Source organism: Bordetella sp. FB-8, assembly GCF_000382185.1.
In the GTDB taxonomy this organism is placed as follows: domain Bacteria; phylum Pseudomonadota; class Gammaproteobacteria; order Burkholderiales; family Burkholderiaceae_B; genus Bordetella.
Window position 1 is genome coordinate 2,326,849 of sequence record NZ_KB907784.1, and the last position, 24,992, is coordinate 2,351,840.

At 63.8% G+C, this 24,992-nt stretch carries 21 protein-coding genes; 16 read left to right on the forward strand and 5 right to left on the reverse strand.

From position 1 onward, the window contains the following. The first annotated feature begins 93 nt into the window (after positions 1–93). From carA to H143_RS0111200, 4 genes are read left to right on the forward strand one after another with little or no spacing between them, the layout of a single operon-like run. Complete coding sequence (carA, locus tag H143_RS0111185) at positions 94–1,257, forward strand: glutamine-hydrolyzing carbamoyl-phosphate synthase small subunit (RefSeq protein WP_033365465.1); 1,164 nt, start codon at positions 94–96, stop codon at positions 1,255–1,257. Between the two features lie 12 nt (positions 1,258–1,269). Continuing rightward, positions 1,270–4,503, forward strand: a complete 3,234-nt coding sequence (gene carB, locus H143_RS0111190; protein WP_019938336.1) for a carbamoyl-phosphate synthase large subunit — start codon at positions 1,270–1,272, stop codon at positions 4,501–4,503. Between the two features lie 16 nt (positions 4,504–4,519). After that, a complete protein-coding gene (lpxO, locus tag H143_RS0111195; protein WP_026349951.1) occupies positions 4,520–5,419 on the forward strand; it encodes a lipid A hydroxylase LpxO in 900 nt (299 codons plus the stop codon). 58 nt (positions 5,420–5,477) lie between these two features. Then, positions 5,478–6,245, forward strand: coding sequence for an SDR family oxidoreductase (locus tag H143_RS0111200; RefSeq protein ID WP_019938338.1), 768 nt, complete (start codon positions 5,478–5,480; stop codon positions 6,243–6,245). 76 nt (positions 6,246–6,321) lie between these two features. Here the strand turns inward: H143_RS0111200 and H143_RS0111205 are convergent, their stop codons facing one another. Together H143_RS0111205 and H143_RS20470 are read right to left on the reverse strand one after the other, a co-directional pair. Beyond that, on the reverse strand, positions 6,322–6,963 hold the full coding sequence (locus tag H143_RS0111205; RefSeq protein WP_019938339.1) for a histidine phosphatase family protein: 642 nt from the start codon (positions 6,961–6,963) through the stop codon (positions 6,322–6,324). 28 nt (positions 6,964–6,991) lie between these two features. Next, positions 6,992–7,483, reverse strand: coding sequence for a hypothetical protein (locus H143_RS20470; protein WP_155803377.1), 492 nt, complete (start codon positions 7,481–7,483; stop codon positions 6,992–6,994). Between the two features lie 122 nt (positions 7,484–7,605). On the opposite strand from H143_RS20470, the gene H143_RS0111215 reads away from it, so the two are divergent. Both H143_RS0111215 and greA read left to right on the forward strand, forming a co-directional pair. Continuing rightward, positions 7,606–8,928, forward strand: coding sequence for a solute carrier family 23 protein (locus H143_RS0111215; RefSeq protein ID WP_019938341.1), 1,323 nt, complete (start codon positions 7,606–7,608; stop codon positions 8,926–8,928). Positions 8,929–9,099: 171 nt separating this feature from the next. Continuing rightward, on the forward strand, positions 9,100–9,579 hold the full coding sequence (greA, locus tag H143_RS0111220) for a transcription elongation factor GreA (protein ID WP_019938342.1): 480 nt from the start codon (positions 9,100–9,102) through the stop codon (positions 9,577–9,579). Positions 9,580–9,672: 93 nt separating this feature from the next. On the opposite strand, the gene H143_RS0111225 is transcribed toward greA, so the two are convergent. Continuing rightward, positions 9,673–10,281 carry a YhbY family RNA-binding protein gene (locus tag H143_RS0111225; protein WP_019938343.1) on the reverse strand — a complete coding sequence of 203 codons (609 nt, stop codon included), beginning with the start codon at positions 10,279–10,281 and terminating at the stop codon, positions 9,673–9,675. A gap of 18 nt (positions 10,282–10,299) precedes the next feature. Here H143_RS0111225 and H143_RS0111230 point away from each other — a divergent pair, with 18 nt between their 5' ends. From H143_RS0111230 to H143_RS0111250, 5 genes are all read left to right on the forward strand, one after another. Then, positions 10,300–10,932 carry an RlmE family RNA methyltransferase gene (locus tag H143_RS0111230; RefSeq protein ID WP_019938344.1) on the forward strand — a complete coding sequence of 211 codons (633 nt, stop codon included), beginning with the start codon at positions 10,300–10,302 and terminating at the stop codon, positions 10,930–10,932. Positions 10,933–11,112: 180 nt separating this feature from the next. After that, positions 11,113–12,999 carry an ATP-dependent zinc metalloprotease FtsH gene (ftsH, locus tag H143_RS0111235; protein WP_019938345.1) on the forward strand — a complete coding sequence of 629 codons (1,887 nt, stop codon included), beginning with the start codon at positions 11,113–11,115 and terminating at the stop codon, positions 12,997–12,999. 42 nt (positions 13,000–13,041) lie between these two features. Then, complete coding sequence (folP, locus tag H143_RS0111240; RefSeq protein ID WP_051094482.1) at positions 13,042–13,845, forward strand: dihydropteroate synthase; 804 nt, start codon at positions 13,042–13,044, stop codon at positions 13,843–13,845. After that, positions 13,842–15,188, forward strand: coding sequence for a phosphoglucosamine mutase (glmM, locus tag H143_RS0111245; protein WP_019938347.1), 1,347 nt, complete (start codon positions 13,842–13,844; stop codon positions 15,186–15,188). The genes folP and glmM overlap by 4 nt, the downstream gene beginning before the upstream one ends. Positions 15,189–15,303: 115 nt before the next feature. Next, a complete protein-coding gene (locus tag H143_RS0111250; RefSeq protein ID WP_019938348.1) occupies positions 15,304–16,089 on the forward strand; it encodes a GNAT family N-acetyltransferase in 786 nt (261 codons plus the stop codon). A 33-nt stretch (positions 16,090–16,122) separates the two neighbouring features. On the opposite strand, the gene ppx is transcribed toward H143_RS0111250, so the two are convergent. After that, entirely contained in the window at positions 16,123–17,613 is a 1,491-nt protein-coding gene (gene ppx / locus H143_RS0111255) for an exopolyphosphatase (RefSeq protein ID WP_019938349.1), read from the reverse strand. A gap of 114 nt (positions 17,614–17,727) precedes the next feature. Between ppx and ppk1 the strand changes: the two genes are divergently transcribed. From ppk1 to pstB, 5 genes are all read left to right on the forward strand, one after another. Next, complete coding sequence (ppk1, locus tag H143_RS0111260) at positions 17,728–19,830, forward strand: polyphosphate kinase 1 (protein WP_019938350.1); 2,103 nt, start codon at positions 17,728–17,730, stop codon at positions 19,828–19,830. A 164-nt stretch (positions 19,831–19,994) separates the two neighbouring features. Next, positions 19,995–21,041, forward strand: a complete 1,047-nt coding sequence (pstS, locus tag H143_RS0111265; protein ID WP_019938351.1) for a phosphate ABC transporter substrate-binding protein PstS — start codon at positions 19,995–19,997, stop codon at positions 21,039–21,041. An 85-nt stretch (positions 21,042–21,126) separates the two neighbouring features. Continuing rightward, positions 21,127–22,146 (forward strand): phosphate ABC transporter permease subunit PstC, encoded by a 1,020-nt coding sequence (pstC, locus tag H143_RS0111270; RefSeq protein WP_026349952.1) that lies wholly within the window; start codon positions 21,127–21,129, stop codon positions 22,144–22,146. A gap of 3 nt (positions 22,147–22,149) precedes the next feature. Further along, the gene (gene pstA, locus H143_RS0111275) at positions 22,150–23,007 is read left to right on the forward strand and encodes a phosphate ABC transporter permease PstA (RefSeq protein ID WP_019938353.1); all 858 of its coding nucleotides are present in this window, start codon (positions 22,150–22,152) and stop codon (positions 23,005–23,007) included. Positions 23,008–23,052: 45 nt separating this feature from the next. After that, positions 23,053–23,832 (forward strand): phosphate ABC transporter ATP-binding protein PstB, encoded by a 780-nt coding sequence (pstB, locus tag H143_RS0111280; protein WP_019938354.1) that lies wholly within the window; start codon positions 23,053–23,055, stop codon positions 23,830–23,832. 330 nt (positions 23,833–24,162) lie between these two features. Here pstB and H143_RS20475 read toward each other — a convergent pair whose 3' ends face one another. Then, positions 24,163–24,915 carry a ProQ/FinO family protein gene (locus tag H143_RS20475; RefSeq protein ID WP_019938355.1) on the reverse strand — a complete coding sequence of 251 codons (753 nt, stop codon included), beginning with the start codon at positions 24,913–24,915 and terminating at the stop codon, positions 24,163–24,165. Between the last annotated feature and the right edge of the window lie 77 nt (positions 24,916–24,992).

The following is a 24,992-nucleotide window of genomic DNA, read 5'->3' on the forward strand; positions in this document are numbered from 1 at the left end:
TCAGCCTTATCTGGCGCAGTTCTTCGGGGAAAAGTCGCGTTTGAGCTATAATTTGAAGGTTTGATTACTGATTTTTGAATTGGGGTTCTCACTGTGCTGGCGCTACTTTTTCCCGAGGGGCCGAATCAAGGCAAACGCCCTCCCGCAATATTGGCTCTGGCGGATGGCACGGTCTTTCGAGGCGTGTCGATCGGCGCGCCGGGGCATTCGGTGGCCGAAGTGGTGTTCAACACCGCGATGACCGGCTACCAGGAAATTCTCACCGACCCCAGCTACAGTGGCCAGATCGTCACGCTGACCTATCCGCACATCGGCAATACCGGCGTTAACACCGAAGACGTCGAATCGCGCCGGGTGTTCGCCGCAGGTCTCGTGGTGCGCGACTGCCCGGCCCGCGTGTCCAACTTCCGCGCCACGCAGTCGCTGCCCGACTACCTGGCCGCGCAGGGCGTGGTCGCCATCTCCGGCATCGACACCCGCAAGTTGACACGCATCCTGCGCGACAAAGGCGCGCAGGGCGCGTGCATCCTGGTGGGAGACGACGCCGACAAGGCCGTCGAGCTGGCCAGAACCTTCCCAGGCATGTCCGGCCAGGACCTGGCCAAGGTTGTGTCCGGCACCGAGCAATCGAACTGGACGCAAGGCACCTGGCAACTGGGCGAGGGTTTTACCGCGCCCGAGCAAGATGCCTTCCACGTGGTCGCCTACGACTTCGGCGTCAAGAGCAACATCCTGCGCCTGCTGGCCGACCGCGGTTGCCGCGTCACGCTCGTGCCCGCGCAAACCGGCGCGCACGAGGTCCTCGCGCTCAACCCGGACGGCGTGTTCCTGTCCAACGGCCCTGGCGATCCCGAGCCTTGCGACTATGCCATCGCGGCCACGCGCACCTTCCTCGATCGCAAGCTGCCCGTCTTCGGCATCTGTCTGGGCCACCAGATCATGGGCCTGGCCGTGGGCGGCCGGACGGTCAAGATGAAAACCGGCCACCACGGGGCCAACCATCCCGTGCAGGATCTGCAGAGCCGGCGCGTCTTCATCACCAGCCAGAACCACGGCTTCGCGGTGGACGCCGGCTCGCTTCCCGCGAACGTGCGCGTCACGCACGTGTCGCTGTTCGACGGCACCTTGCAAGGCTTCGAGCTGACCGACCGGCCGGCCTTTTGCTTCCAGGGTCATCCCGAAGCCAGCCCCGGCCCGCACGACATCATCGTGCTGTTCGACAAATTCATCGGCCTGATGCAAGCGGCCCGCAAGTAAAAAGAACTCATCATGCCCAAGCGTACAGACCTAAGAAGCATCCTGATCATCGGCGCCGGCCCCATCATCATCGGGCAGGCCTGCGAGTTCGACTATTCCGGCGCGCAGGCGTGCAAGGCGCTCAAGGCCGAGGGCTACCGCACCATCCTGGTCAACAGCAACCCCGCCACCATCATGACCGACCCGGAAACGGCCGATGTCACCTACATCGAGCCCATTACCTGGCAGGCGGTCGAGAAGATCATCGAGCGCGAGAAGCCCGACGCGCTGCTGCCCACCATGGGCGGCCAGACGGCGCTTAATTGCGCGCTCGATCTGGCGCGCCACGGCGTGCTGGCCAAATACAAGGTCGAGCTGATCGGCGCCAACGAGCAGGCCATCGAAAAGGCCGAGGACCGCCAGAAATTCAAGCTGGCCATGACCGATATCGGCCTGGAGTCGGCCAAGTCGGGCGTGGCCCACAATATGGACGAGGCCTGGGAGGTGCAAAAGCGCATCGCCATCGAAACCGGTTCCTCGGGCTTTCCCTCCGTTATCCGTCCCAGCTTCACCATGGGCGGCTCGGGCGGCGGCATCGCCTACAACCCCGAAGAATTCGAAACCATCTGCCGCCGCGGCCTGGAGGCCTCGCCCACCAGCGAGCTGCTGATCGAGGAGTCGCTCCTGGGCTGGAAGGAATTCGAAATGGAAGTGGTCCGCGACAGGGCGGACAACTGCATCATCGTCTGCTCGATCGAGAACCTCGATCCCATGGGCGTGCATACCGGCGACTCCATCACCGTCGCGCCGGCGCAGACCTTGACGGACAAGGAATACCAGATCATGCGCGACGCATCCATCGCGGTGCTGCGCGAGATCGGCGTGGATACGGGCGGCTCGAACGTGCAGTTCGCGGTCAATCCCAAGAACGGCCGCATGATCGTCATCGAGATGAACCCGCGCGTCTCGCGTTCGTCTGCACTGGCCTCCAAGGCCACGGGCTTTCCCATCGCCAAGGTTGCTGCACGCCTGGCCGTGGGCTATACGCTGGATGAGCTGCGCAACGAGATCACCGGCGGCGCCACGCCCGCCTCGTTCGAGCCCTCCATCGACTACGTGGTTACCAAGGTGCCGCGTTTCGCCTTCGAGAAATTCCCGCAGGCCGATGCGCGCCTGACCACGCAGATGAAGTCGGTGGGCGAAGTCATGGCCATCGGACGCACCTTTCAGGAATCTTTTCAGAAGGCCTTGCGCGGACTGGAAGTGGGCGTGGACGGCCTGAACCAGAAGACCACCGATCGCGAGCGTTTGCAGCTCGAACTGGGCGAACCCGGCCCCGAGCGCATCTGGTACGTGGGCGACGCCTTCGCGCAGGGCTTCACGCTCGACGAGGTGTTCGCGCTGACCAAGATCGACCCCTGGTTCCTGGCGCAGATCAAGGAAATCGTCGACATCGAGCTCGCGCTCGAGCAAAAGACGCTGGCCGACCTGGATCAGGCTACGGTGTGGGAACTGAAGCGCCGTGGTTTCTCCGACCGCCGCCTGGCGTATCTGTTGGACTCGTCCGAAGCCGAGGTGCGCAAGCTGCGCCACCAGTTCAATGTGCGCCCGGTCTACAAGCGCGTGGACACCTGCGCGGCCGAGTTCGCCACGCACACGGCCTATATGTACTCGACCTACGAGCAAGAGTGCGAAGCCGCGCCCACCGATCGCAAGAAGATCATCGTGTTGGGGGGGGGGCCCAACCGCATCGGCCAGGGCATTGAATTCGATTACTGCTGCGTCCATGCCGCCCTGGCGCTGCGCGAAGACGGTTTCGAGACCATCATGGTCAACTGCAACCCGGAAACCGTCTCCACCGATTACGACACTTCCGACCGCCTCTATTTCGAGCCGCTCACGCTCGAAGACGTGCTCGAGATCGTGCACAAGGAAAAGCCGGTTGGCATGATCGTGCAGTATGGCGGCCAGACGCCGCTCAAACTCGCGCGCGCGTTGGAAGCCAATGGCGTGCCCATCATCGGCACCAGCCCCGAGTCCATCGACGTGGCCGAAGATCGCGAGCGCTTCCAGAAGCTGCTGCACAAGCTCGGCTTGCGCCAGCCGCCCAACCGCACGGCGCGCACCGAGAGCGAGGCCCTGGCCCATGCCGCCGACATTGGCTATCCGCTGGTGGTGCGCCCCAGCTACGTGCTGGGCGGCCGCGCCATGGAGATCGTGCACGAGCAGCAGGACTTGGAGCGCTACATGCGCGAGGCCGTGAAGGTCAGCAACGATTCCCCGGTGCTGCTCGACCGTTTCCTGAATGACGCCATCGAAGTCGACGTCGACTGCCTGTCTGACGGCCAGGCCGTCTTCATCGGCGGCGTCATGGAGCACATCGAGCAGGCTGGCGTGCACTCGGGCGACTCGGCCTGCAGCCTGCCGCCATATTCGCTCTCGGCCGACACCATCGCCGAGATCAAGCGCCAGACGGCCGTCATGGCGCGCGCGCTGAACGTCATCGGCCTGATGAACGTGCAGTTCGCCATTCAGAACGGCGATGTCTACGTGCTCGAAGTCAATCCGCGCGCTTCGCGCACCGTGCCCTATGTTTCCAAGGCTACCGGCCTGCAGTTGGCCAAGATCGCCGCGCGCGCCATGGCCGGCCGCACTCTTGAGCAGCAGGGCGTCACGGCCGAAGTCGTGCCTACGTACTTCTCCGTCAAGGAGGCTGTGTTCCCCTTCGTCAAGTTTCCGGGCGTAGACACCATCCTCGGTCCCGAGATGAAGTCCACCGGCGAAGTCATGGGTGTGGGCCAGAGCTTCGGCGAGGCCTTCGTCAAATCTCAGCTGGCCGCCGGCGTGCGTCTGCCCGAGTCCGGCACCGTGTTCATCAGCGTGAAAAACCAGGACAAGCTGCGCGCTGTCGAAGTGGCCCGAGGCCTGCATCAGCTGGGCTTCAAGCTCGTCGCCACGCGCGGCACCGCGGCCCATATCGAAGCAGCCGGAATTCCCGTGGTGGTGGTGAACAAGGTGGCCGAGGGGCGGCCGAACATCGTCGACATGGTCAAGAACGGCGAAGTCGCGCTGGTGATCAACACCGTAGAGGAACGCCGCAACGCCATCGCCGACTCGCGCGCCATCCGCACCCAGTCGCTCATGAACCGCGTTACGCTGTTCACCACCATCGCCGGCGCTCGCGCCGCGGTCGAGGGCATGCAATACCTGCGCCAGGGACACGGCCTGAAAGTCTATCCCTTGCAGGAACTGCACGCCAAGCATTGAAGGTTGCCGCGCCATGATCAAGTGGTTCATCCTCGCCCTTTTCGTCCTCACTGCCATCTACATTCACTATCGTGGCCGTGTGCGCCACAAGTTTTCCCGGCAGGCTCTGGACCACTCCACCTTCTTCGCGCCCATCAACACCTTCATGTATGCGTTTTCGGCCGTGCCGAACACGCCCTATATCGATCTGGCGCTTTTCCCGCAGCTGCAGGTCCTCAAGGACCACTGGCAGGAAATCCGCGCTGAGGCCGTCGCGTTGTTCGGCGACGGCAAGATCAAGCCTTCAGCGCAGTACAACGACGCGGGCTTCAATTCCTTCTTCAAGACCGGTTGGGGGCGCTTCTATCTCAAGTGGTACGACGAAGCGCCGCAGCCCTCCGCGCTCGAGTTCTGCCCTTACACCACCGGGCTGGTCAAGAAGATTCCCGGCGTGAAGGCCGTGCTGTTCGCGTCTCTGCCGCCGGGCGCGCGCCTGCCGCGTCACCGCGACCCCTACGGCGGTTCCTTGCGTTTTCATATGGGCCTGATCACGCCCAACGATCCGGCCTGCTTCATCGAGGTGGACGGCCAGCGCTACCACTGGCGCGACGGTGAAGCGGTGATGTTCGATGAAACCTTCATCCATTACGCCGAAAACGCCACCGACCAGAATCGCATCATCCTTTTCGCGGACATCGAGCGGCCCATGAAGTACCGCTGGACGCAGGCCGTCAACCATTTTTTCGGCGACCTGCTGCTGCGCTCGGCCGCTTCGCCCAATGAAGCCGGCGATCGCACCGGAGGCATCAATCGTATCTTCGGCACCGTCTACGCCGTACGCCGGCTCGGCAAGCGTCTCAAGCAATACAACAAGACACTCTATTACGTTGTGAAGTGGGTCCTTGTCGCGGCCATCCTGGCCTGGATATTCCTGTAAGCCGGCGCCTTGCGCAATACCTGGCCGGCAACCGGCTTTCTCTGGGCGGGACTTTCCAATGAAGCGTGTTTTTATCACTGGTGCCAGCAGTGGCCTGGGCCTGGCATTGGCCAAGCGTTATGCGGCCGACGGCGCCAGCCTCGGGCTGGTCGGACGCCGCGGCCATGTGCTGCGCGAGCTGGCCGAGTCCCTGCCCGGGCAGCACCGTTGTTACGCCCTGGACGTGCGCGACCGGGACATCCTGCACGCCGCGGCCCATGACTTCATCGCCCGCGGCGAAGGCCGCGTCGACGCAGTGATCGCCAGCGCCGGTATTAGCGCCGGCACGATAACCGGTGAGACCGCCGACCATGCCGTGTTTCAGTCCATCGTCGAAACCAATCTGCTGGCAACGCTCGCCACTTTCGAACCTTTCGTCGCGCCCATGCGCGAGGCAAAGGCGGGGCGTCTGGTGGGTATGGCCAGCGTAGCCGGCATCCGCGGACTGCCCGGCGCGGGAGCCTACAGCGCTTCCAAGGCGGCGGTGGCGGTCTATTGCGAAAGCCTGCGGCTCGAACTCGCAGACAGCGGCGTGCGCGTGGTGACGATCGCACCCGGTTATATCGATACGCCGATGACGCAGCACAATCCCTATCGCATGCCGTTCCTGATGCCGGTCGATGCGTTTGCCGAAAAAGCGCACGCTGCCATCGAGCGTGGCGTGTCGTATACGGTGATTCCCTGGCAAATGGGTGTGGTGGCCAAGCTTATGCGCCTGCTGCCCGATGCCGTCTACGATCGCCTGGCGCGCAATGCGCCGCGCAAACCTAGGTCGATGGATTCGTAAGCCGCATCGCCGCCACTTAGGCGCCTGCGCGCTTTACGCCCGTGGTGGGCGATGCGCTCAGTATCGCAAATCGTCGTCAGACCACACCGTCGCGCGCGGGTTCGGCGATATGGCTGTCGTCGCCCCAGTCCAGCACGTGCCAGCCTCCGTCATCGACGCACACGCGGTTGATTGCGGCGTTGGCCATCCTGGTGTGGCGCGGTTCGCTCAGCGCGATGCCGTTGGCCCGGCGCCAGATGATGTCCAGTGCGCCCCCGTGAGTCACCACCAGGACGCGATGGCCCGTATGGCGCCGGGCCAGCGCTTCGATGGTGTATAGAACGCGGCTATTGAACCCACCGAGGCTTTCGCCGCCCTTGAGTACGCGATCGGGATCGCGGCTGCGCCAGGCGGCGGCCGCTTCGGGTGCGGTCTGGTCCAGGGTCTCGTATTGCAGGCCTTCGAGAACGCCGAAGTTGCGCTCGCGTATGCCGTGCTCGATATGCACAGGCAGACCTGTGGCTGCGCTCACGGCCTGGGCCGTGGCGCGCGCGCGCCGCAGGTCGCTGCTGTAGAGCGCGGCGAAGGGAATCAGCATCGCGTCCTCGCGCAGGCGCCGGGCCAGGCGGGCAGCCTGACTCAGGCCCGTGTCGTTCAGGGGGATGTCCTGCCAGCCCTGCAGGCGTCTTTCGCGGTTCCAGTCGGTTTCGCCGTGGCGGACGAACCAGAATTCAGACATCGGTGATACAGGCAAGTCGGGGCCGCCATCAGGCGGTTGCGGAACCCGTGCCCGACTGCGATTGCAGTTCCTGGATCTGGGCTTCGAGCGTGGTTTCCTGGGAGGAGAGCGCGGCGATCTGGCCGCCCGTGGCGTTGCTGCTCGTGCTGGTCGACGTGCTGCTGTTCGACTGCAATGCCTGGATCTGGGCCATGATGGCCTGCAGTTCGGCTTCGAGCTGCTGCAGTTCCGCGGTGGCGGTGTCCGAGGACGAGCCGCCGCCCTTCGAAGCCTTGGCGGCGCCTCCGCCGCTGGACGAGCTACCCGCCGCGCCGTTTACCGGGCTGGCGCTTGAGGCGCCGCCAGCCGAGGCGACGCCCCCGGTCAGCTGTATGCCTTGCTGCACGGGCGTGGCGGAAGCGGCATTGACTTGCACGGCCGATTCCATTGAGGCATTTTTCTTTGGCGCAGGCTCGAAAAGCCTCGCAGCGCTGGACAGTACGGATACCACGGCAGAGATCGGCGAGATGGACAGGGACATGATGACGACTCCGTCGGAGTAAAACGGCTAGCGCCCGTAAGCCGGGCGCCCGATGCGTGTATTGTTGCCCCGGTTATGGGCCACGTCTACACTTGAAATAATTATTTCATTTGAGTCAGTGTATGTCCAATCGTGCCACCTACTTCCCCACCTGGCGCCGTGTCGAGGCAGTCGCTTCGGATGCCGTTGTCGCGCCTGACGAGAAACTGTCGGGCGCGCGCACCCTGGTTATGGGCGCCCAGCATGTGGTCGCCATGTTCGGCTCCACGGTGCTGGCGCCGCTGCTCATGGGTTTCAACCCCAGCCTGTGCCTACTCATGTCGGGCGTGGGCACCCTGATCTTCTTTCTTTTTGTCGGCGGTCGGGTCCCCAGCTACTTGGGGTCCAGCTTCGGTTTCATCGGCGGGGTCATCGTCGCCACCGGCTACACGGGCAACGGTCCGAACCCCAATATCGGCGTGGCGCTGGGCGGCATCATGGCCTGCGGCCTGGCGTATGTGCTGATCGGGCTTGTTGTTTGGGCCGCCGATGCCCGATCGAACAAAGGTTCCGACTGGATCGAAGTCCTGATGCCGCCGGTGGTCACAGGAGCGGTGGTGGCCGTGATCGGCCTGAATCTCGCACCCCTGGCGGCCAAGAACGCCATGGGACACGGCAGCTTCGATACGGCCATGGCTTTGGTCACCCTACTCTGCGTGGGCGGGGTGGCCGTGTTCACCCGCGGCATGGCGCAGCGCCTGCTGATCCTGCTTGGCCTGATTCTGGCATGCATCATCTATGTGCTGTGCGCCAACGTCCTGGGGCTGGGCAGGCCCATGGACTTCTCCAATGTGGTCAGCGCGGCCTGGCTCGGTCTACCTGTGTTGGCCACGCCGGTTTTCCACGCCAGCGCCATGGGTCTGATCGTGCCGGTGGTCGTCATCCTGGTGGCGGAAAACCTCGGCCACGTGAAGGCGGTCAGCGCCATGACCGGACAGAATCTGGACCGCTACCTGGGCCGGGCCTTCGTGGGCGACGGCTTGGCCACCCTCGTATCGGCCGCGGTGGGCGGAACGGGCGTCACCACCTACGCCGAGAACATCGGCGTCATGGCGGCTACCCGCATCTACTCGACCCTCATATTCGTGGTGGCGGCGCTGATCGCCGTGGTGCTGGGTTTCTCGCCCAAGTTCGGTGCCCTGATCCAGGCCATACCCGGCCCGGTACTGGGTGGCATGTCCGTCGTAGTGTTCGGACTGATCGCCGTGACGGGCGCGCGCATATGGGTGGTCAATCGTGTCGATTTTTCCGACAACCGCAATCTCATCGTGGCCGCGGTCACGATGGTGTTCGGCGCAGGCGATTTCACGGTCAGGCTGGGCAGCTTCGTGCTGGGCGGCATCGGCACCGCGACTTTCGGCGCCATCCTGCTGCATGCCTTCCTGCGACTGCGCAAAAAAGCCTAAATCCTTGCAATTCCCGGTGTTTTTGACCACAATACGCCTAACGAATGCCCCGGCTCATGCCTGAGCCGGGGTTTTATTTTTGCCTGCGCTTTCGCTTCGGTGTCGCTCCTTCGGTATCGACCCTTAGCGAGCGCCGGCCCAATCATTGATTATCGAAAGTCCGGAACCACCATGGCTGCCATTCCTTTGACCTCGCGCGGCGTCGAGCGCCTGAACCAAGAATTGCATAGGCTCAAGACCGTCGAGCGCCCCGCCGTCATCAACGCCATCGCCGAGGCGCGCGCTCAGGGCGATCTGTCTGAAAACGCCGAATACGAAGCCGCCCGCGAACGCCAGGGCTTCATCGAGGGCCGTATCGCCGAACTGGAAGGCACCTTGTCCAATGCCCAGGTCATCGATCCCACCGCCCTTAAGAACACCGACGGCCGTGTCGTCTTCGGTGCCACGGTCGAGATCGAAGATCTCGAATCGGGCGACCGTCTGGCATACCAGATCGTGGGCGATGCCGAATCCGACATCAAGGCCAGCCTGATCTCCGTTTCCAGTCCTGTGGCCCGCGCCCTGATCGGCAAGTCCGAAGGCGACGTGGTCGAAGTCCGCGCGCCCTCCGGTGTGCGTGAATACGAGGTTATCGGGGTGCGCTACGTGTAAAAAAAGCGAGGACACAGTCCTCGCTCGGGTTTTGCAAAGGGCGCACTGCCACTCGGCGCTGCTGGTGGTAAATGCCGGCCGGGCGCGCGTGCCTCAGGATTTCTTGAAGGCGCGCACCGTCTTCTGTCCTGCTGACGGCCCGCGGCGGGTGCCGGCCCTCAGGCTGAGTGCGCTGCCGGATCGGCGCGGAACGCCATGCGAAGCGGATGTCGAGGCCGTCTTGCGGGTGCCGGGCCGTGGCGGCTTGCCCGCCTGTTGCATAGCGCGGGGAGGTTCCTGCGCCTCGGGTTCGGCGGCCTTGCGGCGCGGCGTCCTGGCCAGCTTCTTGCCTTCGGCTGCCATTTTCTTGGGCGTGTGCGGCTCCGAGGCCTTGCGCTTGACGGGCTTGGCGGCTTGTTCCGGGCGAGCCGTGGGCGCGGGTTTGTGCGCCGAAGGGCGGTAGAGAATGAAGAGTTTGCCCAGATGGTGCACCGGCGCGCAGGACAGTGCCTCGCAGATGTCGGCCAGCAGGGCTTCACGGGTTTCGCGGTCTTCGCCGCCAGCGCGCACCTTGATCAGGCCGTGCGTAGTGAGCGCCAGGTCGATTTCCTTGAGCACGGCGTCCGACAGGCCCTTGTCGCCGATCAGCACGACGGGTTTCAGGGAATGCGCCGCCGAACGCAGGTCGCTGCGCTCGCGAGAGGTGAGTTCTAATATAGGCATTGCCGAATTGTACGCATAATGGCCAAGAATAAATTCTCCAAAGACTGGATCCACCAGCACATTAACGACCCCTACGTGAAGCTGGCTCAGCAGAAGGGTTACCGGGCGCGGGCGGCCTTCAAGCTGATCGAGATCCTTGATGTTGAAAAGCTGATGCGGCGCGGCGACGTGGTGGTCGATCTGGGTTCGGCGCCGGGCAGTTGGTCGCAGGTGGCGCGCGAGCGCCTGGCCGGGCCAGGCGGCGTGGTGGACGGGCGCATCATCGCCCTGGACATCTTGCCCATGGAACCCGTGGCCGGCGTGGAATTCATCTTGGGAGACTTTCGCGAGGACGCAATGCTGCGCCAGCTCGAAGAAAAAGTCGGTACCCATGCGGTGGACCTTGTAATTTCCGACATGGCCCCCAATCTGTCCGGAGTGGGGGTGGCCGATTCGGCCCGGATGCAGCACCTTTGTGATCTGGCACTGGAATTTTCCTGCGCCCACTTGAAACCCGAAGGCGCCCTGATCGTCAAGGCCTTCCACGGCAGTGGGTTCTCGCAGATCGTCGAGTCCTTCAAGCAGCGTTTTCGCCGGGTGGTGGAGCGCAAGCCCAAGGCCTCGCGCGACAAATCCGCGGAAACCTTCCTCGTGGGCAGGACCTTGAAATGACGGGCGGGCAATCGGGCTTGCAGTCGGAAGAAACGCGATCCCTTGCGACAGAGTAGAATGGGACGTTTCAATACATCATTTAAGTCGTTGTTAAGTTCGTCGTCGCAACGACCCGTCGATACAACGATATTACGCTGGGCTCGCATCACAGGCGGGAGCGAGCCGCGCAGGAGATAGGCCTTGAACAATTCGTTTTCCAAAGTCGCGATCTGGATGGTGATCGCCCTGGTTCTGTTCACGGTGTTCAAGCAATTTGACGGCCATGCGCCGACGCAGAGCAACGTCAGCTACACCCAATTCATGGACGACGCCAAGGCTGGCCGCATCCGCAAGGTCGACGTGCAGGGCGATGTGCTCTACGTCACGCCGGACGGCGGCCGTGCTTATACGATCACCTCGCCCGGCGACCTATGGATGGTTTCCGATTTGCTCAAATATGGGGTGCAGGTATCGGGCAAGGCCCGCGAAGAGCCTTCGCTGTTGATGAGCATCTTTGTGTCGTGGTTCCCCATGCTGCTGCTGATCGGGGTGTGGGTCTTCTTCATGCGGCAGATGCAGGGCGGCGGACGCGGCGGCGCGTTCAGCTTTGGCAAATCGCGCGCGCGCATGCTCGATGAAAACACCAATCAGGTCACCTTCGTCGACGTCGCCGGCTGCGACGAGGCCAAGGAAGACGTGCAGGAACTGGTCGACTTCCTGCGTGATCCCAGCAAGTTCCAGAAGCTGGGCGGACGCATTCCGCGCGGCGTGCTGATGGTGGGTTCGCCCGGCACGGGCAAGACGCTCCTGGCCAAGGCCATCGCCGGCGAGGCCAAAGTGCCGTTCTTTAGCATCTCGGGTTCCGACTTCGTCGAAATGTTCGTCGGCGTGGGCGCGGCCCGCGTGCGCGACATGTTCGAGAACGCCAAGAAGCATGCACCCTGCATCATTTTCATCGACGAAATCGACGCGGTCGGACGCCAGCGTGGCGCCGGCCTGGGCGGCGGCAACGACGAACGCGAGCAGACGCTCAATCAGATGCTGGTGGAAATGGACGGTTTTGAATCCGGCCAGGGCGTGATCGTCATCGCCGCCACCAACCGCCCCGACGTGCTCGATCCGGCGCTGCTGCGCCCGGGCCGCTTCGACCGCCAGGTCGTGGTGCCGCTGCCCGACATCCGTGGCCGCGACCAGATTCTCAAGGTGCATATGCGCAAGGTGCCGCTGGCCACCAACGTCGATGCCACCATTCTCGCGCGCGGCACGCCCGGCTTCTCGGGCGCTGACCTGGCCAACCTGGTCAACGAAGCCGCGCTCTTTGCGGCGCGCCGCAACGGCCGCACCGTGGACATGTCCGACTTCGAGAAGGCCAAGGACAAGATCATCATGGGCGCCGAGCGCCGCTCCATCGTCATGCCCGAGGAAGAGCGCAAGAACACGGCTTACCACGAATCCGGCCACGCCATCGTGGCGCGCATGCTGCCCAAGACCGATCCGGTGCACAAGGTCACCATCATCCCGCGCGGTCGGGCGCTGGGTGTGACCATGCAATTGCCCGAGAGCGACCGCTATAGCATGGATAAGGCCCGCCTCTTATCCACCATCGCCGTGCTGTTCGGCGGCCGTATCGCCGAAGAGCTCTTCATGAACCAGATGACGACCGGCGCCTCGAACGACTTTGAACGCGCCACCGCCATCGCCCGCGATATCGTCACGCGCTACGGTATGACCGACTCGCTCGGTCCCATGGTCTACGCCGAGAACGAGGGCGAGGTCTTCCTGGGCCGCAGCGTCACCAAGACCACGCATATGTCCGAGGCGACGATGCAGAAGGTCGATGCGGAGATCCGCAGCATCATCGACGAACAGTACGGCGTGGCACGCAAGATCCTGGAAGACAATCGCGACAAGGTCGAGGCCATGACGGCCGCACTGCTCGAGTGGGAAACCATCGACGCCGACCAGATCGGCGACATCATCGATGGCCGCCCGCCCCGTCCTCCCAAGACGCCGCAAGGTCCTTCCGATTCGTCCGATACCTCGGCCTCGTCGGGCTTGACCGCGGGCGGCACCACCGCCGTTGCCTGATTGGGCGCATATTCGTCCTTGCTTTGCGGGCGCTTCGAGCTGATGCTCGAGCGCCCGCTTGTCATGGGCATCGTCAACGTCACGCCGGACTCCTTCTCCGACGGCGGCAGGCACGCAGCCCCGGACGCCGCCGTGGCACACGCGCACCGTCTGCTGGCCGAGGGCGCCGACATCCTTGACCTGGGCGCCGAATCCACACGCCCCGGCTCGCAGGCTGTCGACGCAGGGCAGGAGTTGTATCGCCTGCTGCCGGTGATCGAGGCGCTGCGCGATTGCGGCGTGCCCTTGTCCGTCGACACCTGCAAGGCGCAGGTCATGCAGGCCGTGCTGGCCGCGGGCGCGGACATGATCAACGACATCTACGGCTTCACTCTGCCGGGAACCATTGAAGCCGTGGCCGGATCGGCCTGCGGCCTGTGCGTGATGCACATGCAGGGCGAGCCGCGCACCATGCAGGACGCGCCGCATTACGACGACCTGCTGCGCGAGGTGGGCGGCTTTCTGGTCGCACAGGCGCGGCGCCTGCGCGGGGCGGGCGTGGACGCGCGCCGCATCGCGCTCGATCCGGGCTTCGGTTTCGGCAAGACACAAGCACAGAATTACGAGTTATTGCACGGCTTGTCCGAGCTGGATGCCCATGGGTATCCTTTGCTGGTCGGACTGTCGCGCAAATCGATGATAGGCGCGGCCACCGGCCGCCCTGTCCAGGAACGCCTGCCGGGCAGCCTGGCAGGGGCGCTGGCCTGCGTCGCGCGCGGCGCGGCCCTCGTGCGGGTGCATGACGTGGCGGCGACGGTCGATGCGCTCAAGGTATGGCGCGCAGTGGAAAAAGGATTATTCGAATGAGTCAACAACGCAAATATTTCGGCACCGACGGCGTGCGCGGCGAAGTCGGCGGCCCGGTCATCAACGCCGAGTTTGCGCTGCGGCTGGGCTATGCCGCCGGCCGCGCCCTGTCCGGCGCGCATGCCAACCGGTCGGGCCGCGCAAAGGTGCTCATCGGCAAGGATACGCGCATCTCCGGCTACATGATCGAGTCCGCGCTGGAAGCAGGCCTGGCCGCGGCCGGGGTGGACATCGTGCTGGCCGGCCCCATTCCCACGCCGGCCGTAGCCTACCTGACCCGCGCGCTGCGCCTGACGGCAGGCATCGTCATCAGCGCCTCGCACAATCCTTATCACGACAACGGCATTAAGTTCTTCTCTGCCGAAGGCATGAAGCTGCCCGATGAGGTCGAGCTGCGGATCGAGGCCGAGCTGGACAATCCGATCGGTTGCGTGAACTCCGGCGAGCTGGGACGCGCGCGCCGCCTCGACGACGCCCAAGGGCGCTACATCGAGTTCTGCAAGAGCACCTTTCCCAGCGACCTCGACCTGGCCGGCATGAGCCTGGTGATCGATGCGGCCAACGGCGCGGCTTACAACACCGCGCCCCACGTATTCCGCGAATTGGGCGCCCAGGTCCAGGTCATCGGCGCCTCGCCCGATGGCTTCAACATCAACAAGGATGTGGGGGCGATGCATCCCGAGGCTTTGATCGCCGAGGTCGCCAGGCAGGGCGCCGATCTGGGCATCGCGCTCGACGGTGACGCCGATCGCCTGCTGATGGTCGATGCCGCGGGCCGCTTGTATGACGGCGACGAGCTGCTCTATGCCATCGTGCGCTCGCGCCTGTCTGTGGCTCCGGTGGCCGGCGTGGCGGGCACCCTGATGACCAATTACGGCCTGGAGCTGCGCCTGAAAGAAATGGGCGTCCCCTTTGCGCGCGCCAAGGTGGGCGACCGCTACGTGCTCGAAATGCTCAACGAGCGCGGCTGGCTCTATGGCGGCGAGAACTCCGGCCACCTGCTGTGCCTGGACCAACACACCACCGGCGACGGCATCATCGCCGCGCTGCAAGTGCTCACAGCCCTGTGTCGTGGCGGCATGCCGCTGGCCGAATGGGTGGGCGACCTGCGTATGTTTCCGCAAGTCATGATCAACGTGCCGCTCAAGCCCGGCCAGGACTGGCAGTCGCATGCCGGACTGGCTGCTGCCCGCGAGGCGGTCGAGGCCGAGCTGGCCGGCAAGGGGCGCGTTCTGATCCGCGCTTCGGGCACTGAACCCAAGCTGCGCCTCATGGTCGAGGCGCAGGACGAGTCGGCGGCGCAGTCCTGTGCGCGCAGACTGGCAGATGCCCTGTCGATTTAAATGGCAAGGGAAAGCTCCAGGTTTTGGGCATAGAATTCACTGATGTGTAATGAATCAGTCAGATGACTGACATGACGCGCTTGCAAACTGGCGTCTATGACAGGAGTTCTGCGCAATGCTTGAATTTGCCCGCATCGATACCCCTTCCGATGGCGTAGAGGCCTGGCCTGGCGCGCATTCGCGCGGCCTGGCGGTAGGTTTGGCGCTCACCCAGGAAGAAGTCGAACAGATCCAGCGCCTGCGCTATTCGGTGTTCACCGAGGATATGGGCGCGATCTTCCCGGGCGCGGAAGATGGCCTGGACCAGGACCGCTTCGATCCCTGGTGCGAGCATCTCATGGTGCGCGAGCTGGACACCAAGCGGGTGGTCGGCACTTACCGCATCCTGACGCCTGAGAAAGCGCGCAAAGGCTGCGGCTATTACTCGGAGTCAGAGTTCGATCTTTCCGGCCTGTCCGGCTTGCGCGACCAACTGGTGGAAGTGGGGCGCTCGTGCACCCACGCTGACTACCGCAGCGGCGCTGCCATCATGTTGCTCTGGTCTGGCCTGGCCGAGTTCCTGCGCCGCGGCGGATATCGCCATGTACTGGGCTGCGCCAGCGTAAGCCTGCGTGACGGCGGCGTGACCGCGGCCGAAGTCTGGCGCACCGTATCCGCTCATCTGCAGGATCCTAACGCGCCGCGTATCGAGCCGCTGCACCGCTACCCGGTCGAGCGCCTGGACAGCACGCTGCCTGCGCGCGTGCCGCCGCTCATCAAAGGCTATCTCAAGCTGGGTGCGAGAGTGTGTGGCGAACCGGCGTGGGATCCGGATTTCAACGCGGCGGATTTTCCCGTGCTGCTGACGACCGATCGCATGGACAGCCGCTATCGCCGCCATTTCGGCCTGGAGCAGGCCTAGGGTCTGTCCTGGGCCCTGGGCTGACCGCCCCGGTCAGTGCTCGATCAACTCGAACGCGAAGCCGATCTTGCGCCATTCGGAGTCTTCGGCGCGCAGCGTGAAGTCGCTCAGCGGGTGGCCCGCCAGCCATTTGCCTTGCACCTTTACCACGATGGACGTACCCCTGACCGATACCGAGAGCGGCAATTGCGCCATGTCCTGGCGCCTGCGAAACAGCAGCACGGCCAGGCGCAGGCTCAGGATGGCCAGCCATTGCGCCCGGTCGCGTACCAGCCCTTCGACCTTGCCCAGTTTGCCCTGGTGGGCAAGCGCCAGCAGGGCGATCAACTGCTGGTCGGCGCGCGAGAAGCCCGGCATGTCGGCGTTCTGCAGCACGTAAGCCGAATGGCGGTGATAGCCGTTGTGGGCGATGGTCAGGCCGACCTCGTGCAGGTCGGCCGCCCAGCCCAGCGAGCGGCGCAGGTCGGCGTGTTCTTCCTTGTCGTCAGGCAGGATGGCGTCAAAGAACGCCAGCGCCGTTTCTCGCACTCGGTGCGCCTGGCGCGCATCAACGTGATAGCGCTTCATGAACTGCCGCACCGATTCGTCGCGCTTGTCGTGCTGGTCGTGGCGGCCCAGCAAGTCGTAGAGCACGCCCAGGCGCAGGGCGCCGTCGCCCGTTTGCATGACCTCGATGTTCAGCTCGTCGAAGAGGGCGCTCATGATGGCCAGCCCGCCCGGCAGCACGTCGGAGCGGTCCGGCTTGATGCCCGGCAGTTCCTCGGGGACGACGCGGCCGGCCCGGATGATGCGTTCCTTGAGCTTGTTCATGCCGGCCCGGGTGATGCCGCCGGAGGAAAAAGCGCATTCGCCCAGGATGGCGTAAAGCGCCTTGGCCGTGCCGGAGGAGCCGAAGGCGGCCTTCCAGCCCATCTTGCGGTATTGTTTGGAGATCACCTCGATCTCGCGACGTGCGGCCATCTCGGCCTGCTTCATGCGGTGAGCGTCCACCATGGCGTCGCCAAAGAACTGCCGGCTGTAGCTTACGCAGCCCATGTAGAGCGAGGTCAGCAGGCTCGGTTCGAAGCCGCGGCCGATGATGACCTCGGTGGAACCTCCGCCAATGTCGATCACCAGCCGGCGGTCGTCCGACGGCGGCAGGCTATGCATCACGCCCAGATAGATCAGACGGGCCTCTTCGCGGCCGGCGATCACGTCGATGGGAAAACCCAGGGCCGCCTCGGCTTCGGGCAGGAAATCGGGCGTGTTGCGCGCTACGCGGAAAGTGTTGGTGGCCACGGCACGGACCCGGTCGGGCTGGAAGCTGCGCAGCCGTTCGCCAAAGCGCTCGAGCACGGCGATGGCGCGCTCGATGGCAGGGTCCTCCAGCCGCTTGTCCGGCCGCAGGCCCGCGGCCAGGCGCACGGTTTCCTTGAGCCGGTCGATCTGGTAGATCTGCGCCACACCGTTCTGCTGGACTACACGTCCGATAGAAAGGCGAAAGCTGTTGGACCCCAGGTCCACGGCAGCCAGAAGATGATCCATGTGGCGTATCGACGGTAAGTATCGGAGCCGCGATTATAGAGAGCCGCTGCGACTGGCGGCTTGGCGCGCGCTTGGTTATCCTCGTAAATCATGAAACAACGCCAACTCGAAAACATGATTCAGGAATCCGCGGCTACGGCGCGTGCCGGGGCGCAACCCCGGCTGTTCAACCGCGAACTGTCGTTGCTGAAATTCAACGAACGGGTCCTGGCCATGGCCGAACACCCGCAGGTGCCGCTGCTCGAACGCCTGCGCTACGTCTGCATCGTCAGCGCCAACCTGGACGAATTCTTCGAGATCCGCATCTCCAGCCTCAAGGAGCAACAGCGCCAGACGCCAGCCGTGATCGGTCCGGACGGCATGACGCCCGATGAAGCCTTCGATCGGGTACAGGCCAAGGCCCATGCCCTGGTCGAGCACCAGTACCGGGTGCTCAACGAGCAGATCCTGCCCGGCCTGCAGGCCGAGGGCATTGTCCTGCACCATGCTTCCGAATGGAACGAGGCGCAGCAGCAGTGGGCGCACGAGGTATTCACGCGTGAAGTCATGCCGCTGCTCACGCCCATCGGACTCGATCCGGCACATCCTTTCCCGCGCGTCTACAACAAGAGCCTGAACTTCATCGTTTCGCTGTCCGGGGACGATGCCTTCGGGCGTGCGGCCTCGATCGCCGTGGTGCAGGCGCCGCGCGCGCTGCCGCGGCTCATCCGCATGCCGCCCGAGCTGTCGGGCCATCCCGAGGGCTACATCCTGCTGACCTCGTTCCTGCGCGCCTTCGTGGGCGACCTGTTCCCCGGCCTGACAATACACGGCTGCTACCAGTGGCGCGTGACGCGCAACAGCGACCTGTTCGTCGACGAGGAGGAAGTCACCAATCTGCGGCTGGCCTTGCAGGGCGAACTGTCGCAGCGCAATTTCGGCTCGGCCGTGCGCCTGGAGCTGGACTGGGTCATGCCGCCCGAGCTCGAGCGGTATCTGCAGCGCGAGTTCTCGCTGACCCCGGACGACACCTATCACATGCCCGGCCCGGTGAACCTGTCGCGCCTGATGCAGCTGTGCAACAACAACACGCGGCCCGACCTGCTGTTCGCGCCGTATCTCGCGCCCATACCCGCACCGTTCGACAAGACGCAGGGCAAGCCGGCGGAGCTATTCGCCGCCATTGCCGAACGCGATCGCCTGCTGCACCATCCCTACCAGTCTTTCCAGCCCGTCATCGACTTTCTGACGGCCGCGGCGGTCGATCCCGATGTCATGGCCATCAAGCAGACCATCTATCGCACCGGCGAGGATTCCGAGCTGATGCAGATTCTGTTGGCCGCGGCCCGAGCCGGCAAGGAAGTGACGGTGGTGGTGGAGCTGATGGCGCGCTTTGACGAGCAGACCAATATGAACTGGGCGGCGCGTCTGGAAGAGGTGGGGGCGCACGTGGTCTACGGCGTGGTCGCGCACAAGACCCATGCCAAGATGGCCCTGGTGCTGCGTCGCGAGGACGGCCGGTTGCGCCGCTATGCTCACTTGGGTACCGGCAACTACCACCCCCGCACGGCGCGCCTGTATACCGACTTCGGCCTGCTGACGGCTGATCCGCGCCTGTGCGAGGACATGGATAAGGTGTTCGGCCAACTGACCGGCCTGGGCGCGCGGCGCGAGCTCAAGTCCTTGCTGCAATCGCCTTTCACCCTGCACGCCGGCATGCTGGAACTGATCCGTGCCGAGGCCCAGGCCGCAAGGGCCGGCCGCAAGGCCCACATCATGGCCAAGATGAACTCCCTGCTCGAAGAACAGGTCATCGAAGAACTCTACCTGGCCAGTCAGGCCGGCGTGAAAATCGACCTCATCGTGCGTGGCGTGTGCGCCTTGCGCGCCGGGGTCAAGGGCTTGTCCGAGAACATCAGGGTCCGTTCGTTGGTGGGGCGCTTCCTGGAGCACTCCCGGGTGTTCTATTTCTATGCCGACGGCGAGGAAACGATCTACCTGTCTTCGGCCGACTGGATGGACCGCAATTTCTTTCGCCGTGTCGAAGTGGCTTTCCCCGTGTATGACAAGACGCTCAAGCGACGGGTCATTACCGAGGCTTTCACCTATGCCTTGCGCGACAACCAATGGGCCTGGCGGCTGCAGGCGGACGGCGCCTATGTCCGGGTTGTCGATCGTCGCCGGCCTTTCGGCTTACATGACTGTCTGATAGCAAAGCTGGGGCAGGGTGGCTCTTAAAATATTGTTTGATTTCATGAAGTTAAAATTTAAAGCCTGGATACTTACCCCAGGCTTTATCTTTTATGACTGTCATAATGTTGTCATTCGGGGATTCTAAGATGCCCAGGCATACAAGCAGAATCCAATCTGCCCGCATCCTCCAACACAATAAGGGATCAACGATGTTCACGCGTGTTTTCAAGCAGCTTACCCTCGGCGTTGCCCTGAGCGCCGCCGTTTTCTCGGCCCAGGCTACCGACATCACTGGCGCCGGCTCCTCCTTCGCCTACCCCGTCTACGCCAAGTGGGCCGTCGGCTTCAAGGCCGCTACCGGCTCCGCCGTGAACTATCAGTCGATCGGCTCGGGCGCCGGCATCAAGCAGATCGAATCCAAGACCGTGGACTTCGGCGCTTCGGACATGGCCCTGAGCGGTGCCGAGCTCGACAAGAACAATCTGGTCCAGTTCCCCGGCGTGGTCGGCGGCATCGTTCCCGTGGTCAACCTGCCTGGCATCAAGCCCGGCGAACTGAAGTTCACCGGCACCGTTCTGGCCGACATCTACATGGGCAAGATCACCGCGTGGAACGACCCGGCCATCGCCGCGCTGAACCCCGGCGTCAAGCTGCCCCATCAGGACATCCTGCCCATCTACCGTTCCGACGCCTCGGGCACCTCGTTTAACTACACGACTTACCTGTCCGACGTGTCCGCTGACTGGAAGAGCAAGATCGGTTTCGGCACTGACGTGAAGTGGCCCGTGGGCCAGGGCGGCAAGGGCAATGAAGGTGTGTCCAACCTGGTCAAGCAATTCCAGGGCGCGATCGGCTACGTCGAAATCGCCTACTCGACCACCAACCACCTGACCTACGGTCTGGTCGCGAACAAAGCCGGCAAGTATGTCCAGCCTACGCTCGAGACCTTCACGGCCGCCGCTGCCAACGCCAACTGGGATGCCCAGCCGGGCATGGGCGTAGTGCTGGTCGACGAGCCTGGCGACAATTCCTGGCCCCTGACTGTGGCCACCTATGTGCTGGTGCAGAAGGTGCAGGACAAGCCCGCCAACGGCGCCGAAGTCCTGAAGTTCTTCGATTACGGCTACACCAAGGGTAAGAAGGATGCCGAATCCCTGATCTACGTGCCGCTGCCCGACAGCGTGGTCGCCAAGATCCACAAGTCCTGGGACCAGATCAAGGACACCTCGGGCAAGCCCGTCTACGCTGGCAAGTAATTTGCGCATCGTGGAATGTCTTGAGTAAACGGCGCAGGGGCGGGCCTTGGTCCGCCCTTGTTCCGTCTAGTCCAAAGGGAAGCTGATGAGTGCGGTACTTGATACTATGCCGGGCGGAACGCGGGTGAATCTTCCCGTGGATGTTATCGCCGGAAAACCTCCCTCTATGAAAAAGCCCAAGCACGGGTTCGCGGACGTGCTCTTTCGCAACGCGACGCGTTTCTTCGCGTTTGCTGTTTTCTGTCTGCTGCTGGCGATCCTGATCTCGCTGGCATTTGGCAGCACGACCACGATCAAGCAATACGGTCTGTCCTTCCTCTGGAACAGCGACTGGGATCCGGTGAACAGCCAGTTCGGCGCCCTGGTGCCCATCTTCGGTACGCTGGCCACGTCCATCGTCGCGCTCGTCATTGCCGTGCCCGTCTCGTTCGGCATCGCCATGTTCCTTACCGAGCTGTCGCCGATCTGGCTGCGCCGCCCGCTGGGCATCGCGATCGAGATGCTGGCTGCCATTCCCTCGATCATCTACGGTATGTGGGGGCTGTTCATCTTCGCCCCGCTGTTTCAGCGCTACGTCGAACCTTATCTCATCCACGCCCTGAGCCCCATCCCTGGCATCGGCTTCATGTTTAAGGGGCCGGCCTTCGGCATCGGGGTGTTCACCGCCGGCGGCATTCTCGCGGTGATGATCATCCCCTTCATCACCGCCGTTATGCGCGACGTATTCGAACTCGTGCCTTCGCTGCTCAAGGAGTCCGCCTACGGTCTGGGCGGCACGACATGGGAAGTCATGTATAAAGTGGTGCTGCCCTACACCCGCATCGGCGTGATCGGCGGCATCATGCTGGGCCTGGGCCGCGCGCTCGGTGAAACCATGGCGGTCACTTTCGTCATTGGCAACGCCTTTCGGCTCGGTTCCCTGTTCCAGCCCGGCAACTCGATCGCCTCGGCGCTGGCCAACCAGTTCGCCGAGGCCAGCAGCGCTACCCATCAGTCGGCGCTGATCGAGCTCGGCCTGATCCTGTTCCTTATCACCACCATTGTCCTGGCCCTGTCCAAGCTGCTGCTGCTGCGCCTGGCCAAGGGTGAAGGCACACGGAGCTGAGCCATGTCCACCCTCGACATGAATAATCCCATCTACCGGCGCCGCTGCGTGATCAACAAGGTGACGCTGGCCTTGTCGTTCCTGGCTGTGGTGTTCGGCTTGTTCTGGCTGTTCTGGATCATCGCCACGCTGCTGTACAAAGGCGGCGCCCAGTTCACCTTCACGCTATTCACGCAGATCACGCCTGCACCGGGCTCGCCGGGCGGTCTGATCAACGCCATTGTCGGCAGCGCGATGATGGCGGGCGTGGGCACGCTCATCGGAACGCCCGTGGGCATCCTGGCGGGTACTTATCTGGCCGAGTACGGCCGGCGTGGCTGGCTGGCACCGGCCACGCGCTTCATCAATGACGTGCTGCTGTCGGCGCCGTCCATTGTCGTCGGCTTGTTCGTCTATACCGTCTATGTGGCGCAGGCCAAGCATTTCTCCGGCTGGGCCGGGGCGGTGGTGCTGTCGGTGTTGGTGATCCCGGTGGTGGTGCGCACTACCGACGACATGCTCAAGCTCGTGCCCAACAGTCTGCGCGAAGCCTGTGCGGCCCTGGGTTGCCCAGAGTGGAAGATGATCACCCTGGTGTGCTATCGCGCGGCGCGCTCGGGCATCGTGACCGGCGTGCTGCTGGCCATTGCCCGCATCGTCGGCGAAACCGCGCCGTTGGTGTTCACCGCGCTCAACAGCCAGTTCATGACCTGGAATATGAATGCGCCCATGGCCAACCTGCCCATGACCATCTATCAATATGCCATGAGTCCCTACGACGATTGGCAGCGCCTGGCCTGGGCCGGCGCCCTGCTGATCACGCTGCTGGTGCTGTTGACCAACATCGTGGCCCGCGCCTTGTTTAGCAAGCCGAACGTCTGAGGCATCCGGTCCCTGCCGCCTGCTGCCACTTTTTCCGGAACCCAAATGGAACATCCCAGTTCAAGCCAAGCTCCCGCCAAGCTGGAAGTCAAGAATCTCAATTTCCACTACGGCAATTTCCATGCGATCCGCAATGTGAACATGTCGATCCGCGAAAACAAGGTCACGGCCTTCATCGGCCCGTCGGGCTGCGGCAAGTCGACGCTGCTGCGCACCTTCAATCGCATGTTCGAACTCTACCCCGGCCAGCGCGCCCAGGGCGAAATCCTGCTGGATGGCGAAAACCTGCTCACCACCAGCACCGACATCGCGCTGATCCGCGCCAAGGTCGGCATGGTGTTTCAGAAGCCCACGCCGTTTCCCATGAGCATCTACGACAACATCGCCTTCGGCGTGCGCCTGTTCGAGAAACTCAGCAAGGGCGAGATGGAAGAGCGTGTCGAATGGGCGCTCACCAAGGCCGCGCTGTGGAACGAGGTCAAGGACAAATTGCACCAGAGCGGCGGCAGCCTGTCGGGCGGACAGCAGCAGCGCCTGTGCATCGCCCGCGGTGTGGCGATCAAGCCCGAGGTGCTGCTGCTGGACGAACCCTGCTCGGCGCTGGACCCGATTTCCACCGCCAAGATCGAGGAGCTCATCGCCGAGCTCAAGGGTGATTACACCGTGGTCATCGTGACCCACAACATGCAGCAGGCCGCGCGTTGCTCGGACTACACAGCCTATATGTACATGGGTGAGTTGATGGAGTTCGGCGCCACCGACCAGATCTTCGTCAAGCCCAAGCGCAAGGAAACCGAAGACTACATCACGGGTCGTTTCGGTTGATGGGTCTTCTTTGAGTTCTTGAATCGTCGGTCGGATCGCGCCGGAGCAAGTGGGTGGCGGCCTGGTCGGCTCACTCGGCCTCTGGACGAGGCCTGGGCCGTCGCCTGAGTAAAAATGGCGGGCCGGATGCGAACTCGCTCCGCTGCGCTACGCTCAGACAGCGCATCCGGAAAGCCCCCGCCATTTTTACTCAGGCTCGGCGGCCTCCGACAGGCCGCCACCCACTTGCTCCGGCGCGATCCGACCGACTTGCAGCGTCTCGCGCTGTGTCGACAGCTATATCCACCGCCAGCGTTGTGGCGTGCGTCGATTCTTAATACGACGAACGGATCAAGAGCTCAAATCCGCAGCGTCGATTTCAGCCGCAGGAGCCTGCGCTTGGGCTGCAGACGCCTGGGATTCAACCGCGGGAGCCTGCGATTGGGTAGCAGGCATAGCCTGCGCCGAATCCGCCGCGCTATCTTGGGCTGCTGGCGCCGCTGTCGATGGCTTGGCTGCGGCCTGCGCCTTCTTGCGCTGCTGGCGCGCCAGGAAGCTGGCGTGGCCGGCTTCGGCGGCCGTCACTGTGCCGCTGGGTTCTCCGTTCAGGTCGACCCGCACGGCTTCCTTGCTCAGCGCGGCCCAGTAGCGGCCCACGCTGCACCAGGTGGCGATTGCGGCCTTGATCTCTTCTTCGCTCAAGCGCAGCTTGGCCGCATGGACGTAGAGGTCTTGCACGATGCCCAGCTTGAGCGCCACGCGCGGGGCCGGCTTCTTGGGGAAAGCCTTGGGAAACGCGTGCTGCAGGCGGCCTATGGCCACCAGCAAGGGGTCGCGCGGGGGTTCCGGCTGCTGCGCCCTGGCTTGTGGTGCGGAGCGCTTCTGGCCTTGCGGCTTGTCGCGCCCGGCGTCCGGGTTGCGCCGCGGCTTGCCTTCGGGCCGCCCGTCCTTGCGAGCCTGGGGCGGTTTGGCGCCCTGCGGCTTGTCCGCATCGTTCTTGCCGGCCTTGACCGGTTTTTCCTGCGCATTTCTGCCGTGGCCTTCGCGCGCGGCGCGCTCGGCCGCTAGCTGTTCGCGCAGGGCGGCGAGTTGTTCGAATCCCATGAGTCTTTCGCTTCGGTGGAAGAGAGCCGTCTGAGCGGCGACCGTGCCGTTCTTGTAGAAGTGCGCCTATTGTATGC

What these genes read in the sequence shown, in the direction of transcription:
- carB (WP_019938336.1), top strand. Translation starts at nt 1,270, where the DNA reads ATGCCCAAGCGTACAGACCTAAGAAGCATCCTGATCATCGGCGCCGGC.
- H143_RS0111200 (WP_019938338.1), top strand. Translation starts at nt 5,478, where the DNA reads ATGAAGCGTGTTTTTATCACTGGTGCCAGCAGTGGCCTGGGCCTGGCA.
- H143_RS0111205 (WP_019938339.1), bottom strand. Translation starts at nt 6,963, where the DNA reads ATGTCTGAATTCTGGTTCGTCCGCCACGGCGAAACCGACTGGAACCGC.
- H143_RS20470 (WP_155803377.1), bottom strand. Translation starts at nt 7,483, where the DNA reads ATGTCCCTGTCCATCTCGCCGATCTCTGCCGTGGTATCCGTACTGTCC.
- H143_RS0111215 (WP_019938341.1), top strand. Translation starts at nt 7,606, where the DNA reads ATGTCCAATCGTGCCACCTACTTCCCCACCTGGCGCCGTGTCGAGGCA.
- greA (WP_019938342.1), top strand. Translation starts at nt 9,100, where the DNA reads ATGGCTGCCATTCCTTTGACCTCGCGCGGCGTCGAGCGCCTGAACCAA.
- H143_RS0111225 (WP_019938343.1), bottom strand. Translation starts at nt 10,281, where the DNA reads ATGCCTATATTAGAACTCACCTCTCGCGAGCGCAGCGACCTGCGTTCG.
- H143_RS0111230 (WP_019938344.1), top strand. Translation starts at nt 10,300, where the DNA reads ATGGCCAAGAATAAATTCTCCAAAGACTGGATCCACCAGCACATTAAC.
- folP (WP_051094482.1), top strand. Translation starts at nt 13,042, where the DNA reads ATGCTCGAGCGCCCGCTTGTCATGGGCATCGTCAACGTCACGCCGGAC.
- glmM (WP_019938347.1), top strand. Translation starts at nt 13,842, where the DNA reads ATGAGTCAACAACGCAAATATTTCGGCACCGACGGCGTGCGCGGCGAA.
- H143_RS0111250 (WP_019938348.1), top strand. Translation starts at nt 15,304, where the DNA reads ATGCTTGAATTTGCCCGCATCGATACCCCTTCCGATGGCGTAGAGGCC.
- ppx (WP_019938349.1), bottom strand. Translation starts at nt 17,613, where the DNA reads ATGGATCATCTTCTGGCTGCCGTGGACCTGGGGTCCAACAGCTTTCGC.
- ppk1 (WP_019938350.1), top strand. Translation starts at nt 17,728, where the DNA reads ATGATTCAGGAATCCGCGGCTACGGCGCGTGCCGGGGCGCAACCCCGG.
- pstS (WP_019938351.1), top strand. Translation starts at nt 19,995, where the DNA reads ATGTTCACGCGTGTTTTCAAGCAGCTTACCCTCGGCGTTGCCCTGAGC.
- pstC (WP_026349952.1), top strand. Translation starts at nt 21,127, where the DNA reads ATGAGTGCGGTACTTGATACTATGCCGGGCGGAACGCGGGTGAATCTT.
- pstA (WP_019938353.1), top strand. Translation starts at nt 22,150, where the DNA reads ATGTCCACCCTCGACATGAATAATCCCATCTACCGGCGCCGCTGCGTG.
- pstB (WP_019938354.1), top strand. Translation starts at nt 23,053, where the DNA reads ATGGAACATCCCAGTTCAAGCCAAGCTCCCGCCAAGCTGGAAGTCAAG.
- H143_RS20475 (WP_019938355.1), bottom strand. Translation starts at nt 24,915, where the DNA reads ATGGGATTCGAACAACTCGCCGCCCTGCGCGAACAGCTAGCGGCCGAG.